Origin of the sequence: Pseudoalteromonas sp. 23_GOM-1509m, from assembly GCF_000518425.1 — a bacterium.
Lineage (GTDB): Bacteria > Pseudomonadota > Gammaproteobacteria > Enterobacterales > Alteromonadaceae > Pseudoalteromonas > Pseudoalteromonas tetraodonis.
The window spans coordinates 134,822-151,570 of sequence record NZ_JADO01000010.1 but is presented as its reverse complement, the minus strand read 5'-3'; the positions used below and the strand labels follow the sequence as shown (position 1 = coordinate 151,570).

The 16,749-nt window shown below is 37.0% G+C and carries 15 protein-coding genes; 12 read left to right on the top strand and 3 right to left on the bottom strand.

Going from position 1 to position 16,749, the window contains the following annotated elements; translation table 11 throughout:
* The first annotated feature begins 263 nt into the window (after positions 1-263).
* The 7 genes from N523_RS0104210 to N523_RS0104165 all read left to right on the top strand — a co-directional run bounded on the left by N523_RS0104210 (position 264) and on the right by N523_RS0104165 (position 5,570).
* Positions 264-677, top strand: coding sequence for a hypothetical protein (locus tag N523_RS0104210; RefSeq protein ID WP_155949121.1), 414 nt, complete (start codon positions 264-266; stop codon positions 675-677).
* 894 nt (positions 678-1,571) lie between these two features.
* Entirely contained in the window at positions 1,572-1,898 is a 327-nt protein-coding gene (locus N523_RS0104195) for a hypothetical protein (RefSeq protein ID WP_028834407.1), read from the top strand.
* 12 nt (positions 1,899-1,910) lie between these two features.
* A complete protein-coding gene (locus N523_RS0104190) occupies positions 1,911-2,420 on the top strand; it encodes a hypothetical protein (RefSeq protein WP_028834406.1) in 510 nt (169 codons plus the stop codon).
* A gap of 610 nt (positions 2,421-3,030) precedes the next feature.
* Positions 3,031-3,885, top strand: coding sequence for an alpha/beta hydrolase (locus N523_RS0104180; RefSeq protein ID WP_028834405.1), 855 nt, complete (start codon positions 3,031-3,033; stop codon positions 3,883-3,885).
* Position 3,886: 1 nt separating this feature from the next.
* Positions 3,887-4,444 (top strand): DUF2975 domain-containing protein, encoded by a 558-nt coding sequence (locus N523_RS0104175; protein ID WP_036949813.1) that lies wholly within the window; start codon positions 3,887-3,889, stop codon positions 4,442-4,444.
* Positions 4,444-4,656, top strand: coding sequence for a helix-turn-helix domain-containing protein (locus tag N523_RS0104170; RefSeq protein WP_010390771.1), 213 nt, complete (start codon positions 4,444-4,446; stop codon positions 4,654-4,656). The genes N523_RS0104175 and N523_RS0104170 overlap by 1 nt, the downstream gene beginning before the upstream one ends.
* 167 nt (positions 4,657-4,823) lie before the next feature.
* Entirely contained in the window at positions 4,824-5,570 is a 747-nt protein-coding gene (locus N523_RS0104165) for a CPBP family glutamic-type intramembrane protease (RefSeq protein ID WP_028834404.1), read from the top strand.
* 205 nt (positions 5,571-5,775) lie between these two features.
* Here N523_RS0104165 and N523_RS18890 read toward each other — a convergent pair whose 3' ends face one another.
* Both N523_RS18890 and N523_RS0104155 read right to left on the bottom strand, forming a co-directional pair.
* A complete protein-coding gene (locus tag N523_RS18890; protein WP_051440307.1) occupies positions 5,776-7,419 on the bottom strand; it encodes a methyl-accepting chemotaxis protein in 1,644 nt (547 codons plus the stop codon).
* A gap of 369 nt (positions 7,420-7,788) precedes the next feature.
* Complete coding sequence (locus N523_RS0104155) at positions 7,789-8,526, bottom strand: DUF4198 domain-containing protein (protein ID WP_028834403.1); 738 nt, start codon at positions 8,524-8,526, stop codon at positions 7,789-7,791.
* Positions 8,527-8,772: 246 nt separating this feature from the next.
* Between N523_RS0104155 and N523_RS0104150 the strand changes: the two genes are divergently transcribed.
* Positions 8,773-10,881 (top strand): TonB-dependent siderophore receptor, encoded by a 2,109-nt coding sequence (locus tag N523_RS0104150; protein WP_028834402.1) that lies wholly within the window; start codon positions 8,773-8,775, stop codon positions 10,879-10,881.
* Positions 10,882-10,923: 42 nt separating this feature from the next.
* Here N523_RS0104150 and N523_RS0104145 read toward each other — a convergent pair whose 3' ends face one another.
* Positions 10,924-11,304: a hypothetical protein gene (locus N523_RS0104145; RefSeq protein ID WP_028834401.1), complete on the bottom strand. Its 381-nt coding sequence runs from the start codon at positions 11,302-11,304 to the stop codon at positions 10,924-10,926.
* Between the two features lie 875 nt (positions 11,305-12,179).
* Between N523_RS0104145 and N523_RS0104140 the strand changes: the two genes are divergently transcribed.
* The 4 genes from N523_RS0104140 (at position 12,180) to N523_RS0104125 (ending at position 16,738) form a co-directional block, all read left to right on the top strand.
* Positions 12,180-14,246 carry a catalase gene (locus tag N523_RS0104140; protein ID WP_028834400.1) on the top strand — a complete coding sequence of 689 codons (2,067 nt, stop codon included), beginning with the start codon at positions 12,180-12,182 and terminating at the stop codon, positions 14,244-14,246.
* A gap of 87 nt (positions 14,247-14,333) precedes the next feature.
* Entirely contained in the window at positions 14,334-15,317 is a 984-nt protein-coding gene (locus N523_RS0104135; RefSeq protein WP_028834399.1) for a DNA topoisomerase IB, read from the top strand.
* Positions 15,318-15,531: 214 nt separating this feature from the next.
* Positions 15,532-16,026, top strand: a complete 495-nt coding sequence (locus tag N523_RS0104130) for a general stress protein (RefSeq protein ID WP_010390780.1) — start codon at positions 15,532-15,534, stop codon at positions 16,024-16,026.
* 118 nt (positions 16,027-16,144) lie between these two features.
* Entirely contained in the window at positions 16,145-16,738 is a 594-nt protein-coding gene (locus tag N523_RS0104125; RefSeq protein WP_028834398.1) for an acyl carrier protein phosphodiesterase, read from the top strand.
* Positions 16,739-16,749 lie beyond the last annotated feature (11 nt).

Genomic DNA, 16,749 nt, shown 5'->3' with positions numbered 1-16,749 from the left:
ATATTAAAAGGCTGCGTAGTAATATTTTGCTTAGTATGTATTAATCTTTTTGCTCGACATAATATGACTCAAAAGAAAGCTAATGGCTATTCTAATAAGGATTTGTTAAAAATATCATTTGTTTTTTCAAGTTTACTAACGATATTAACATTAGCTATGATAACTATTGGCACTGAGTTTTCCGGTTCGATTCAATCTATAGGCTTGTTTATTATATATTGGAGTAATATATATGGTTTGCTTAAGGTATGGAGAAATGCATAGTGAGGTTAATTAAGCTTTTTTGTTTACTAAGCACCATATTTTTTAGTCATCTTGCTACAGGAAATGATTTATATTTTGATGTAGGTAAAGCTACACCCTATCTTAGTGTTTGCTCACTTAAAAATGACTTGTCTGAAAGTAATACCATTGTCGATTTTACCAATGATTTACTAGGTAAAATCTATCATTCATCTGGAGAGACAGAGAAAGATGTTATTGCTTTAGGCACTAATGAATATTTTGATCAGTTGAGTTATCAATCTGCGCTTGGTGTTACTGAGGAATATGAGTTGTATACATTGTCAAGATGCGAACGCTTTGCAGTCAATTTTTTAAATAAGTTATGCTCAGACAAAGTGAGTAAACTTCCATTACCTAAGCTTACATGTACAAAGGCAAAACAGTATCTTTAAATAAAAACAAACTTAATAAAACTACATTACAAATTAATTTAGAATATTTTTTAAGGTTTTATTTTCGATTGGCTTTAAAAACCAAAGGGTCATACTTCTGGTTTTAGACATAAAAGGCCTAGATTTATAGTTACCATTCTTGGTGAATTAATGTATCTAGATCTCTGCGTATTGAGTCTATGAATACATTTTATTATTTAATGAATTGCGTAAGAGGGCATGCAAAACACCTTTTTGAATGGTGACTGCTTTAAGTCTTTTTTACATTATATTGAGCAAGCCTACGTTTAATATTTATGTATATTGTCCTGTTTAATGAGCAGTCACAACCACCTGCTAATCGAAATCCCCGTTACTAATTTCAAGACTATAAAACTGTAGCCAACATGGCCAAAAACCTGAAAAGGCGGGTATGTTGGAATTGCGCTGATAGGGTTGAGGCAAGCGAAGCTGGAGGTTATTCTGGAGGGGTTGCAGGCGAGTTAATATATGAGGTTATTGAAAAGTAATGGAGCCTATTAAGTTGTGGTTTTTAACTCTGTTTCTTACATCTGCGGGTCTTTTCTTTTTTATAATATTACCAATTTTAATAGCTATAAAAGATAAAAAAACACGGTTGGTAGAGGATGTTCTAGATGATGGAAATCGGTTTTACTCATCAAATATCATAACTGCTGGTAGCGGAGCATTGCACTATGGTTCTATATTTCTATTCGATTGCTATGCTAGACGTTATAAGGTAATAGAGGAGAGGGAAAAAGTACCCAAAAATTTGCAGATGTGGTTTAAGCTTTATTATATTTTATTCATAACATTTAGCTCTATGTTTTTATTAGCATGCCTTATGGCATATTTTTGTTTAGATTAACTGCTTTCTTTTTTGTTGATTAAATAATGGATTTGATATTTTTTGGTGTTGGCTTAAGTGTTATTTTTATCATTCTTTTACCTTTAGCTTTTTATTTAAAAGCAAAAAAGCTCAGAACGGTTGAAGATATTTTAGAGCATGGAAATCGCTACTATTCCCTAAATATTTTTATGGCGCTTCATGGTTTACTTCATTATGGCAGTGTATTTTTATTTGATTGGTATGCAAAACGGTATAATTTATTAAGTGATAGAAACAAGGTACCAGCTCACGTCTCTAGATTATTTAAAGTGTATTTTGTAATTTTTATGCTTTGCGCACTATTAATGTTTTCATCTGTATTATTTGAATAATGGCTTTAGGTGATGGTCAGTGAAATGAGAGCTACTAGCTTACAGAGTCATTCAATATTAAAACTAAAATACAGCTTAGTCTGTGCTTTAGCTATTGTATCAAGCGTTATTAGCTACTCATCATTAGCATTTACAATATTAGTTATGCTTTGGCCTTATGATACTGTAAATGAGCTAGGGCCTAGGGCTATCGGGTTTTTTATTGGCATATGTGTGTTTATCTTTCTTGGGGCGCTCATATCTACTGGTAGAAGCTGGGTTATTAAAGTTTACCGCTTAGTTGCTGGGTGCTCTATAGCTGTGTCCCTAGTTTATATTTTAGGTTTAATATTTGAGCAAAAAAGTGAACGTTTATTTAATGGTTTAGAACTTTCATTTTTATTTATTATTTTTAATTCATTTATATTGCTACTTTTTAAAAGTAAGTATTTAAAGGTGAGTGTTAATGTTACTAAAAGGCTTAAAAGACGGCAAAAAAAGCAAATGGAGTACTTAAAAAACTTTAGTCACAAAAACAAATGAGAGTAACCCAAATCGGTATTTGTAACGTGTACGGCGACCGCAATCTATTTTGCTATGTCTTCGGGCTCACACATACGAGACTAACACTTATCAAAGCTACAAAAGCCGTTGCAGCAATGCAACGGCTTTTTTGTGTGTAGTGATTAATGTTAATTATATAAACTTAGGTTGGATAGAGTTAAACGAAACCCAACAAATCACAAATATACTTACTCGTTCACAAACCAAGAGTATGTGTTATTTATTGTGGGCGTTTAGCTTGCTGGCGCGCGGGCGCATGCCCTTATAGATGTTTGAGATTACTATTACAGATAATGTGAATGCGTCTCGCATCTTTAGAAATTAGAAACCTTATTCAATTTTTTTTCTTTGTGGTGACGACAGCTAAAACGGGGCTGCTGTGCCCTCGCTATTCGCGAACTTCTTCTTATATTGCGGCACAATATCGAGTTAAACATCGTTGTAATTTAGCCCGATCTTATAATAGAAAGGAATGCTGAAAATACATTTAAATATTATAAAGCAATAATAAGTTATCGTTTTACGGTAATTTTAATTGTTTTTTTAGTTTTTGAATGTCATAGTGATTTTTTAATAGAAGGAATTTAAAATGAAACGCGAGTTACTTACTCTTGCTATTATAGTGTTAGTTGTGTTGCAAACTGCATGCACAACAATTTCGATTGAAGAGTCAAATTTTCTGAACCCAGATCAAAAAATACAGGTTACAAAGCTGCGTAAAATTGAGCAAACAGCTACAACAGAAGGCATAACTATAAATGGGTTTGACGACGTGGCGTTGAGTGGCACTTTGATAAAGGTTGATAATGCGCAAGCAACGGTTATTTATTTTGGTGGTAATCAATTTCGTGTAAGCGTTGCTGGAGGTAAACCTGCACAGCATATACTGCCAATGAATGTAAATATTTTAATGGTTGATCATCGAGGTTACGGTAATAGTGAGGGCACGCCGACAATTGAAAACTTAAAGCGTGATGCATTGTCAGTTTATGATTATGTTGCAACCCGTACAGATTTAAAAAGCACTCCGACTATTTTACATGGACACTCTTTAGGAAGCATGATTGCAGGGTATGTTGCAAGCGAGCGGCCTGCTGATGCGCTAGTACTTGAAGGAAGTATTACTAATGTAAAGCAAATGACATCGCAACGTATGCCTTGGTTTGTAAAGCCATTTGTAGAGGTTAATTTTAGTGATGAGCTAGCTAGGGTTGATAATTTAAAGGTAGTGGAATCATTTACTGCTCCGCTTTTAATAATTACCGGAGAAGATGATACTCAAACACCTCCTGCTTTAGCTGAAACTTTATACCAACATGCACTTTCAAAGCAAAAGCAATTATATATTGTAAAGGGTAAGCACCATGGTAATGCATTGACTGGTGATAAGTTACAGCTACATTATCAGCGATTAGTAATGCAGTTAAAAGCAAAGAAATCTTAAAATGAAAAGAATAGTAATGATGAGTAACGTAATATTAGCGTTACTTTTTTTGACCCTAACTACTTTATTAATTACCGCCGTTGTATTGTTACTTAATGGCAGTGATGTTTTAAACTTTACTCAAGCTAACGGTACCCACTTGTGGATAGGGCTTGAAGTTACCGGTTCTTGGAAAAGTACTGCAAGCACATTAACGGCAAACAGTTTTAATGCAATGACGTGGTTAGCGTTACCGCAAATGTTGCCATACATTATTGTAAATCTGATTTTAATTCGCTTGTTTATGCTTTACCGTAAAGGATTGTTTTTTAACTTAAAGAATATTCAATGCTTTAAATGGCTTGGTGGCTTATTATTACTGCAATTTATATTTGTGGCTTTTTATCCCGCGTTGTTGGTAACACTGCTCAATATGTTCTCAGGTAGTGAGCTTAAACGAGCTGTAGTGATTCAAGACACCGATATCATAGGCTTTATAGTTGGGCTTATTATTTATGTTATTGCATGGATAATGAAACAGGCGCAACAGCTGCAACAAGAGCAAGAGTTAGTAATTTAATGGCAATAATAATTGATTTAGATGTGATGCTCGCAAAGCGTAAAATGAAGTCGGCAGAGCTTGCCGAAGCAATTGGGATTACCCCACAAAATTTATCTGTATTAAAATCGGGCCGTGCAAAGGCTGTACGATTTACAACGCTTGACGCTATTTGCAAATACTTAGATTGCCAACCTGGTGATATTTTACGCTTTGAAGTTGATATTGACTAAGTCGCATACTGACTAGTAAAAATGCTCCCTTTAGGGTTTGACCCCGTTTCACTCTCCTCTTCTATAACTAATTGTTTAACAGTACCTAATTTAGGATTAGTATTAGTTACTACTTAAAACAATAATAAAATAAGTGCTAGAAATAGCCTTTAATAAAAGAGGTATTCATGGAAGATCTATTTATAGGTTTATTTGCAAATGTCGGCGTTATATTACTTTTAGTTTTGATATTAAGAGCACTTAAAAAAGTTGATTTAAATCTAATGTGGTCTTTGATTTCGTTAGGTATTTTAGTTTGCTACTTTTTTGCTTTGTTTAAAGGTGGGAAGGTTATCCCCTTGGATATGCTTTTTCCTGATATGTCGTGGAATTGGTCTGGAAAAGTAGCGGCAATAATCCTTTGGTTAGTCGTACTACTAGCTTTAGTTAAATTTAAAGCTAACTTTCGTATTGCAGATGCTGGTTTTACTTTTAGGCAAAATGAAAATTCTATAAAACCCGCTTTTACAGTTATGTGCTTGTTTATCATTTTACAGATAGTTGTATCACTTTTTTGGAGTGGTGAACCTAATTACGATTTAGAAACCTTACTTTATCAGGCAACAATGCCAGGCTTTGATGAGGAGCCAATGTTTAGAGGGATTCTTTTATTTTGTATATCTTTGGCAATCATATCTGAACGCTATAATTTAGGTGGTGCGTCAATTAACATTGCAGGGTTGCTCTTAGTGGTGTTATTTGGACTAGTTCATGGGGTTATGTTTAATGGTGGAGAGTGGCACTTTTCTTTCCACGCTATTTTATTAACAGGCGGCTACGGATTTATTTTACTTTGGCTAAGAGAGCGCACAGGGAGTTTGGTGTTTCCTATTTTAGCCCATAATAGTGTTAACTTTGTTGGGCAGCTAATCTAATTAGAAGTTTAATTTAAGAGAGGTAAAATCTTGTGTAAGTTTTTACCTCCTCACCGGCAGCAGCCAAAAGGGCTCGTTTGCAGGTGACCACTAGTCATTCATGCCTGCAATTTGAGCTCCTTTTATTACCTATGCTTTTAGTGCTTTGTACTGCTAAATTTGCTTTCGAACACTACTCAGCTTGAAAGCATGAGAAGCCCAGTACTTACACTTTAAACTGTTGTACCAATTTTAATAAGTTATTGCCTAGTATTGCCATTTCGTTACTTGCTGTTGATGTTTGCTCAGTTGCAGCTGATGATTGCTCTGTCACTTGTTTAATATTAACAACGTTGCGGCTGATCTCATCTGCGACCACGGCTTGTTGTTCAGCGGCTGAGGCTATTTGCGCGTTCATATCATTAATTGCGCTGCTGTAGTCATTGATTGTTCGCAGGGTTTCACCTGTTTTACTCACTTTTTCAACAACTAAGTCTGTTTGTTGTTGGCTTTTGGTCATTACCTCAATGGCGGTTAATATTCCGGATTGAAACTTATCGATCATTTGTTCTATGTTGGTGGCCGACTCTTTAGTTCGTTGTGCTAAGGTTCGTACTTCATCAGCAACAACTGCAAAACCTCTGCCTTGCTCACCCGCTCTTGCGGCTTCAATGGCGGCATTTAATGCCAATAAGTTTGTTTGTTCAGATACGCCTTTAATAACATCTAATATGGTACTTATATTTTCGCTGTCGGCTTGTAGCTTTTCAATTGCAGAGGCGGATTGATTAATTTCTTTAGTAAGGTTATCAACCGCGTGAACTGTTTCGTTCACCATGCTTTCACCGGCTTTAGCATTATTATTTGAATCACTTGCTGAACTGGCTGCATTTTCTGCGCTATTTGCAACGTCTTGAATTGTTGCATTCATTTGCGTCATAGCGGTGGCAACTTGTTGCGTTTCATCATGCAGCTTTTTAACTGCTGCACTTGTGGTGTTACTAACTATTGAAAGCTCTTCGGAAGTTGATGCAACCTGAGTGGTTTCAGATGCCACTGAGGTTATTGTGGTGCGAATTTTAGCAACAAATTTATTAAATGCGCGGGCAACGTCGCCGGTTTCATCTTTTGATGAATCGTCGACTGTTACGGTTAAATCACCTTCGCCATCGGCAATATCGTTCATTCTATGTGAAAGGCGATTAAGTGCGCCGGTAATTCTCGAAGAGATAAAAATGGCAATAACAATACCTGCGATTAAGCCTACAAGGGTAATGACAAGCATTAAGCTATATGCAGAGGAGTGCCGTGCTTGAGCTTCTAACTCGTCATTTGCCATATCTTGTTCGATTGCATTTACTAAATTAGCCATTTGAGAAATGGCTAAATCGTTTAGCCTCCTGCCTTCATTTTTAGATAAGGCTATTGCTTTGTCGTTTAAATTAGCTCTTGCTAGATCACGAATTTGAAGATTTACCTCAATATATTCATCCCATGTCGCGGCAAATTCATCGAGTAAACGTTTGCCGTTGTCATTGACTAAATTGCGAAGAGTTGCACGTCGCTCTAGCATTTCATCTCGCGTTTGAGCTATGAAGTCGGCGTATTCATCCATGGCTGCTTTTGAGTCTGCCAAAATTATATTTTTTTCAGCTCGAGATACAGCTAAAGCGCCTTGATTGACTCTAGCTGCCAGTTTTACTTTTTCAGCTGAAACATTAATTATTTTACTCATTTGATCATTCATTATGGAAAGGTTATATATACCAATCCCAGCAGTAACAATTAGCATGATGATTATTAGACTAAAACTCGCTAATAATTTTGCTTTAATTGAAGTGAAACCAATTTGATTTAAATTTGAGAGCATTTTTAAATTCCTTTTGGCAGTCCATTTATCGACTTGTATCTTTGAAAAATAACAGGTTCGTTGTAGCACCACTAATTAATAAACTGTAGAACAAAAATTTAATAAATAAAGGTTGGTTTTTAATCAGATTAATTTTGTTATTTTTGGTAGACGAGAGAGTTATGAACTTTATTTATTATAATTACCCGACTTTAATGGTTAATATTTTATAAATTAAAGTGTGATTTTTTGGGTTGTTTTTTTTATTAAATAGTTAGGTTTTCAAGACTACTTTTTAAATTATCACCGCTTAGGGCTAAACAGTGATAATTGAGAATGAAAAGTCAGCCAGCGAGTAAGGAATTGAGCTGACTTGACTGTATTTAACGTTTACTCTGCGGCATGGGGTAAAACAAATGAGAGTGTGGCTAAATGCTCGGTTTTAGCAAATACATTTAAATTCGTGCTTTTTTCGTCGTAGATCGCGGCTATTACGTTTAAGCCTTGGTTACGCAATGGCAATGTTACCAAGCCGTTATCATTGCTAACTATTGCTTCTTGATCTGGATCGTTTACTAAATCATTGATTACTTTAGCACCTTGAACAGCTTTACTATTGAAAGTTATGCGGTAACTAACCATAGCTCCTTTTTGATCTGAAAATTCTTCGCCTACAGGAAGAATTTGCAATTGCTGATTTTTAAGCGCAGGTACTTGGGCAAGCGGGCCACGTAAATGTACTGCGTACTTTTTAGTATGTTCGCTTAATAGTGCATTGGGGATTGCATCTCGACCTTTAGCAAACCATTTACCTTCCTTTGTTTTACTCCACAACCCATTATCGAGCATGCCAGTAACCGCATAAACGGTTTTATCATTTAGTAGCATCATAGGCCCTGACTCAACAAGCTTTACGTTTTGTTGTTGCCAGTTTTTGTTATAGCCAGTAATGCTTTTAATTTTATTTTGTCGTTTTACGGTATCTAAATCTTGTGCGCCTTCGCCATATATAAAGGCCAACTGTGATGAGCGCTCTGCAAACCATATTGCATGAGCCTGTGTTTGTTCGCTGTATGTGCTTGATATTGATGTGACTAATGCCATGCAGGCGAAAGGTAATATTTTCATTTTTTTCTCTAAATTTTAGGAGGTATTTATTTTTCGATGTTGAATACGTTTAATTCAAAAAGAAAAAACAGCCTCTAATAACTTTGTAAAATTTGTTGCTGTAGGGTAGCTCTTTTTATTCTATTTGTATATTATTGCAAATAACAATAATTACCATTTGTATTTCATGTTTATTTAATCGGCCTTACTAAAAAAATTTTAGTAAAAACTTAACCGATTAAGCTTGCGTGATATCTAAGAGATAGAATGAACTTAATAAATCGATACCAAATATCTGCCATATCAATTGCTATAAGTACCATTTTAGCGCCTTCTGTATACGCAGCTTCAGCGTCAGCTAACATAGAGAAAATAGCGGTTACGGGTGTTAGACAAGCTTTTCGTGGCGATGTGCCCTTAAGCGAGCAACCACAAAGTATTGAGTTTATATCAGCAGAAAACCTCGATGACGCAGGAGTGACTACACTCACAGATATATTTGATCTAACGCCGAGTATTTCTGAACAAAATGATTTTGGTGGATTGTGGGAAAGCTTTGCAATACGTGGCTTAGTAGGCGATGAGAATATTCCTTCAGGCTTTTTAATTAATGGTTTTTCATCGGGTCGAAGTTTTAGCGGTACCCGCGATACCAGTAATATTGATTATGTAGAAGTGATGAAAGGGCCTGGCTCTGCTCTTTATGGTCGCTCTGAGCCTGGCGGTACTATTAATATCATCACTAAAAAGCCACAGTTTGAAGAACAAGGCTCTTTGAAAGTATCTGCAGGGAGCTGGCAGAGTTATCGCGCTGAAGGTGACTACACTAATGCTATTACCAATGAACTCGCTTTTAGAGTAAATGGTGCAATTGAAGACGGTGAGGGTTTTAGAGACTACCACGAAAATAAAAAAACGGTGATCACACCTTCAATTCTTTGGTTAATATCCGACACAACAAAATTAAATTATGAACTAGAGTATGTTGATCAGAGTGTGACGTTTGACCGTGGCATTGTTGCCCTAGACGGGAAGATAGACGCATTACCTATTGAAACGTTTTTAGGTGAGCCAAGCGATAAACCAACAGAGGTTGATGCGATTTCTCATCAACTGACTTTTGAGCATCAAATAGGGCAATGGTCACTTTTAAATGGGCTTAGCTATAGCGATTCTAAATTTATAAGCGAATCGAGTGATGCTGAACTCGCCCCTAGCAGGCAGGTTTATTTTACTGACGGCGAAACTTTAAATAGACAACATAACGAGCGTGATTTTCAAACTAAAAATATTTCAGCCCGCACTGAGCTAAGTGGCAGCGTTACTGCTGCTGGGTTTACCCATCATTTATTAATAGGTGCCGATGCCAGCAAGTTTGATTTTGATAAACTTTGGTATAGATATCGCCCTACGCTTGAGGATACGCGCTATGCCATTAATATGTATAACCCCGTGTATGGGCAAACAGCACCCGAAGGCTCACTTTTATTCAACAGCACTGAAGTACAGCATAGCTACGGGATTTATATTCAAGATCAAATCGACGTCACTGAGCAGTGGAAAGTACAAGTAGGCGGTCGTTATGATTGGTTTGATCAGCAAATAGATAATCATATTAATCAAAGTCAGTCTAAAAGCAATCAGAGTACATTCAGCCCACGAGTAGGCTTAGTGTATGCTTTCTCAGACGATATACAGTATTACAGCAGTTACTCTGAAGGTTTTAGGCCAAACAGTGGTTACGATATAAATGGTGATGCATTTGAACCAGAATCAACAACCTCTATTGAGGCGGGTGTTAAATTTAGCACCGATACCCTAAATGGTAGCTTTACTGTATTTAGCGCCGAAAAAAGCAATATGTTGACTACAGATTTGCAAGCAGGCGTGTCGACGGCGTTAGGCGAGGTAACTAGCGAAGGCGTTGAGTTTGATTTACACGGTTATATTACAGAGCGCACCTCATTTGATTTGGCCTATACCTACACCGATGCAAAAACAGCAAACGACACGGTTAATACAGATTGGTGGGTAAAATTACCAAAAGGTAGCCCTTTACTTAATATTCCTAAACACAGTGCAAATGCACGTATTAAAAGAGAATTGAATGATTTAATCGATTTAAATGCAAGCGTTGGTATAGCTGTTCAGTATGAGGGGGAGCGCTTAGGTGAAACCATAGACCCTACGTACTACTTACCTTCGTATACACTGGTGAACCTGTTCGCAACTTACAACGTTAATGAAGATGTGATTGTACAACTGAACATTAATAACGTGCTGGATAAAGAATATTACTCAAATTCTTACTCTGCAATTTGGACTCAACCAGGTGAGCCAGTCAATTATAAACTGAGCTTAAAATATAACTTTTAACTTACCCTTGGGGCAGGCATCAAAGATGCTTGCCCCATCACTTTACTCAGACTGTGCTTCTGTGCCAAGTAAAGCGTCAATGTAGGCGAGTTCTTCGCTAAAAATACCACTAAAAAATGCATTCTGTTCAATTATTAAGGCGTCATTAGGTTGAGCTTTGTAGCTTTGCTGGCATCTGATAATTTCACGGGTTAACCACGAGCACTCATTGCTTGCAGTGTTTATAGCTGTTTTTAAAAAAGAGGGCCATTTGATTTTTTGTAAATTAAAGCGATAGAGCATTACAGCTATACGCCCATAGGCTTGTTGCTTTTGTGATGGTGGGTTACCACTTGTTACTATCTCACTGTTTAACAGCTTACTGCTAAACAGTGCTTGTTGCAGCGCGACTTGCTGTGGCTTACTTAAAAAAGTCGTTGTCATAATGCGTGAGTAGCCTTGGTTGCAATAGAAAATAGCATTTAGTATTAAAGGCTAAGCAAGGCGTTTTACGACTCAAGCAGCACCGAAAAAATGCAGCAACAGTGATAACAAAGTTGGCCTGACTCTTTACTGAATTATCAAAATACAATTGTAATTGGTTAGATAGTTTTGAAGAATATTAGCATCAATATTTTAATATTAAGGCAGCCAATAACTGAGTTAGGTAATTGACTGAATAATTATAATTAAATAGGTTTTTAAAGGAATAAAGATGTTTTTATCATTTTTTAAAAATCTTTTATATTGTCATATCTAATAATTTACTAGGTCAAATCTATCACTCATCCGCAGAGACAGATGTTATTACTTAAGGTGTTTTATCAGTTGAGTTATCAATCTGCGCTAGGTGTTACTGAGGAATAAGAGTTATTTACTTTGCCAAGTTGTGGGCGTTATGCAGTAAGTCTTTTAAAGAAACTATGCCCAGATAAAGGGAGTAAATTTTCATTATCTAAACTTACATGTGCAAAAGCAGAACGCTATTTTAAACAAGAAAAAAGCTGAGTAGCATCTTGCGTTCAAACCTTTCTTAACCCTCAATACAGACAAAGTTCTCACTAAATCTATCATTGTAAAAATACAGTAATAATGAAAATCAGAACAAGCTGATTGCTTAGTAATTTAATAAAATGATGCTCTGAGGAAAGCTTACATTTGTTGTGTAATTTTTATAGTTTGTATTGGTGAAATATTTTCATTTCTTTCTTAATTATTGATTTTAAAACTATTTATAGGTGGTCTTTATTTTGCTTGGTTATTGTTTTTTAACCCTATAAAAATATAGCAATCAAAAAATTATTTAAGGAAGAAAAGTTATGGCAGAGTCATTTAAGTATGCAAATAATAAAGGACATGCAGGAGAGCTTCATCAAAAAGCTAATAAAGACCATCCCGTAATGACAACCGCACAAGGTTGCCCTATCAGTGACAATCAAAATTCATTAAAAGCAGGTCAACGCGGACCAGGACTATTGGAAGATCATGTGTTGCGAGAAAAGTTGTTTCACTTTGATCACGAGCGAATTCCTGAGCGAGTTGTTCACGCAAGAGGGTATGGAGCACATGGTTACTTTGAAACGTATGATGCTTTAGATGATTTGACCTCTGCTGATATTTTTCAACGTAAAGGTGAAAAAACACCTGTTTTTGCACGCTTTTCAACAGTGGCGGGTAATCAGGGCTCGCCTGATTTAGCACGTGATGTGCGAGGTTTTGCCGTTAAGTTTTATACGCAGGAAGGTAATTGGGATCTGGTAGGCAATAATATCCCAGTTTTTTTCATTCAAGACGCGATGAAGTTTCCCGACCTTATACATAGCGCAAAAGCAGAACCAGATCGTGGTTTTCCACAAGCGCAAACAGCCCACGATAATTTTTGGGATTTTGTAAGTTTGTCGCCAGAATCCATGCACATGGTTATGTGGGCAATGTCAGATAGAGCTATCCCGCGCTCATTAAGGTTTATGGAAGGGTTTGGCGTTCATACTTTTAAGTTTATTAATGCACAAGGTGAAGAAAAATTTGTTAAGTTCCACTGGAAACCTAAAGGCGGTATGCAGTCAGTGGTTTGGAATGAGGCATTGAAATTAAATGGCGCTGATCCTGATTTTCATCGTCGTGATATGTGGGAATCAATTAATAATGGTGACTATCCGGAATGGGAGCTGGGCATTCAAGTATTTGATCAAAAATTTGCTGAAGAGTTCGAGTTCGATGTTTTTGATGCCACTAAACTGATACCCGAAGAGCAAGTACCAGTTAAAGTTATTGGTAAAATGGTACTCAATCGAGTCGTAGACAACTTCTTCGCAGAAACCGAACAGGTTGCATTTTGTACTCAAAATATAGTGCCTGGGCTTGATTTTACTCCCGATCCTTTATTGCAAGGCCGTAATTTTTCTTACCTAGATACACAAACCAAACGCCTAGGTGGGCCTAATTTCACACAAATTCCTATTAATGCACCAAAATGCCCGATGAGACATTTCCTTCAAGATGGCCACATGGCAATGCAGAGCCCCAAAGGCCGGGTTAATTACGAACCTAATTCATTCAGCGGGGGTGAAAACAACCCGCGAGAGTGCCCTGTACACGGATTCAAAAGCTCAGAATCTGAAACTGACGGGGGTAAATTACGCTATCGCTCAGAAACATTTAGTGATCACTATAGCCAAGCGCGCCAATTCTATTTAAGTCAAACTGACATTGAGCAAACGCATATTCAAGATGCTTTGATTTTTGAGTTATCTAAAGTAGAGCATTTACGTATCAGAGAACGCGTAGTTTCTCATCTGTTAAACATTGATAACAAGCTTGCTGAGCAAGTTGCATTGGGTTTAGGTTTACAAACTATGCCAGATGCCGCAGAAGCTGCGCTTGATACCCGTCAAGATTTACCAGTATCTGATGCGCTAAGTATTTTAAAAAATGCGCCAAATACATTTAAAGGCAGGAAGCTTGGTATATTAGTAAGTGATGGTTTTGATGCTGAAACCTTTAATTTATTAACACAAAGCCTTAAAGAGGAGGGTGCAAGTCATGAAGTTATTGCGGCTCAAGTTGGTGGTGCTAAAAACAGTAATGGCGAGGTTGTTGAGGCCGTTCAAGTGATTAATGGCGGTCCTTCGGTGCTTTACGACGCAATAGTTCTGCTTACCACTAATGAAGGCGCTAAAAAGTTTGCTGAAATACCGGAGGCGAAAGATTTTGTCAGTGATGCTTATGCACATATGAAGTATATCGGCTTTAGTGATAAAGCAACTCCTTTAATCGAGGCTACGGGTTTAAATGGACAGCTTGATGATGGCTGGTTGGATTTAAATAAAATTTCCGCAAGTGAATTTGTCTCAAAAATTCGTAATCTTAGGTATTGGAGCCGATAAATCGCATAAATTGGGGCTAGTGAGAACTAGCCCTTGTTATTGATGGCACCGTTTGATTTGAGGATTACAAAAATTTAAAGGAATAAAATGAAACTAATTTATGTCGATGATAACTTGCCGGGTATTACTCGAAAGAGGCATGAAAACCAATGGGTTTATTATGATCCTGCAGGAAAGAAAATACATGATAAAGATGAAATAGAGCGGTTAGACAATCTCGCTTTTCCCCCCGCATACAAAGATGTATGGTTATGCCCAGAAGAAAATGGGCATATTTTAGCTACTGGCTACGACAACAAAGACCGCAAGCAATACTTTTATCATCCCGAGTTTAGGGAGCAGCAAGAGCTTAAAAAGTTTGAAGCATGTGTTTTATTTGGAAATAAACTGCCTTTGTTAAGAGCAAAACTATCGGAATATTTGCGAGGTAATGAACTTGATTGCCAGCGCACAATTGCAGCCGTTGTACGTTTAATGGACCTTGGAGCTCTGCGCGTTGGTTCTAAAAAAAATGCCAAACATAACAATAGTTTTGGTGCTACGACATTACGTAGCCGGCATGCAAAACTAACGGGTAAAAATATTCGCTTAAAGTATAAAGCAAAATCCGGTAAGCAAAGAGAAGTGAATATAACAGATAAAGTGCTTAGCTCTATCATACAGCAGTTGCAAGATTTGCCTGGGCAGAGCTTATTCCAATATATCGATGAAGGCGAGTGTTGTGATGTTACCTCCAAAGAAGTGAATGAGTTTATTCAAAGTGTTATGGGTGAGCAGTTTAGTGCAAAACATTTTAGAACATGGCGGGCCAGTGTTTTGGCATTTGAAGTCTTACATAAATCAAACGGCCAGCTTTCGCTTAAAGATATGTTAGGTAGCGTTTCAAGTAATTTAGGGAATACCCCAGCAATAGCTCGTAATTCATATATTCATCCAAAGTTGATTGAGCTGTGTAAAGGAGGTAAAGAAGCTCTAAAGGACTTTAATAACTTAGACAAACTACCCCGTAAGACTAAGTATCTAAGTCGCTATGAGCTTGGGTTGTTGATATTTTTAGAAGAACAAAGCTAATAACGTTAATCTCTTTGTAATTCTACTCATATTTCAATCGCTTGAGTTATACCTATGTGTGTGAACTTTTTACAACTTCTAGCAACTTTTACTTTAAAACGTAGAGTTCTACTTTGCTTTTTTTATTTATCTTTCTGATTTTAAAGGATTAAAACTTTGGTTTGAATGTTGCTAATTACTAAGCGTACTTTCTTAAACAAATAAAGGAGTTATTATGAGTACTGTTATTACTGGGTTATTCGATAATGCATCACAAGCAACATTAGCCATTTATAGATTAGAAGCTTTAGGTGTAAGTGAGGCGGATATAAGCATTGTTGCTAACGACTCGTATACAAAGGAAGACTTTGCTGTAGATGAAGGTACCAAAGCTTCAGAGGGCGGTTTGCTGGGCGCTGCATCTGGTGGCGTGTTAGCGGCAATTATTGGTGGTTTTACCGCTGTTGGTGCAGTCGCTTCGGGTGGTGCAGGCTTATTAGTCGCAGGTCCTTTGGTTTCAGCACTTGCAGCTGGTGGCGCCGGTGCTGCCGTTGGTGGGACTCTAGGTGCAGCAATCGGCGCATTTATTCCAGAACATGAAATTAAGTATTATGAAGACGCAATTGAGAAGGGTTCAATACTCGTCGGTGTTAAATATAACAGCGATAACAAAAATAGTATTGAAGAAATTCTTGATAATGCTGGTGCAAGCAAGGTTTCAAAAGCGTAATATTTCAGGATGCACTATAAGTATCTAAAAAGTATAAAGGTGGAACTGCGTTTCATCTTTTTACGCGTTTGATTTTTAAAACTATCTGAGCTTAGTATATTAATCTATATGGAAACCAATGAATTATTTAGCTCACCTTTATTTAGCAAAGCCTACGGCTGATTCTCATTTTGGCAACTTACTGGGAGATTTTGGTGGTCAACGACAGCTAACATACATACCGACAAGTGTTAAAAGTGCGCTAGATAACCATTATTTAGTGGATAAATTTACTGATGCACACCCTTTAGTTAAAGAAGCTAAACAGCTTTTTTCACCCAAGCGCAGGCGCTTTGCAGGTGTGGCAGTTGATGTGGTGTTTGATCATTTTCTTATTGCGCATTGGCAGCAGTTTAATAACCAATCACTAATTGATTTTAAGCACACCAGTTATGACCTTTTGGACAGGCGTATACCTGTAATGCCACAGAAAATGCAGCGTGTAGTAACCAGTATGACGAAAAACGATTGGTTTAAGGAGTACGAAAGCATTGATGGGGTGGGGCGGGCGCTTGATAATATTGCTAAACGTATTCGCTTTACTAATAATTTTGCAGGTACCGCTGAAGATATAATCCGCCATTATAGTGAGCTAGATGAGCTCTTTTTAGCGTTTTTCCCTGAGCTGATTAAGCACGTTAATGAGTTTAATTTGGAAAGCGCACCAAAGTAGAGTGCGCTTAC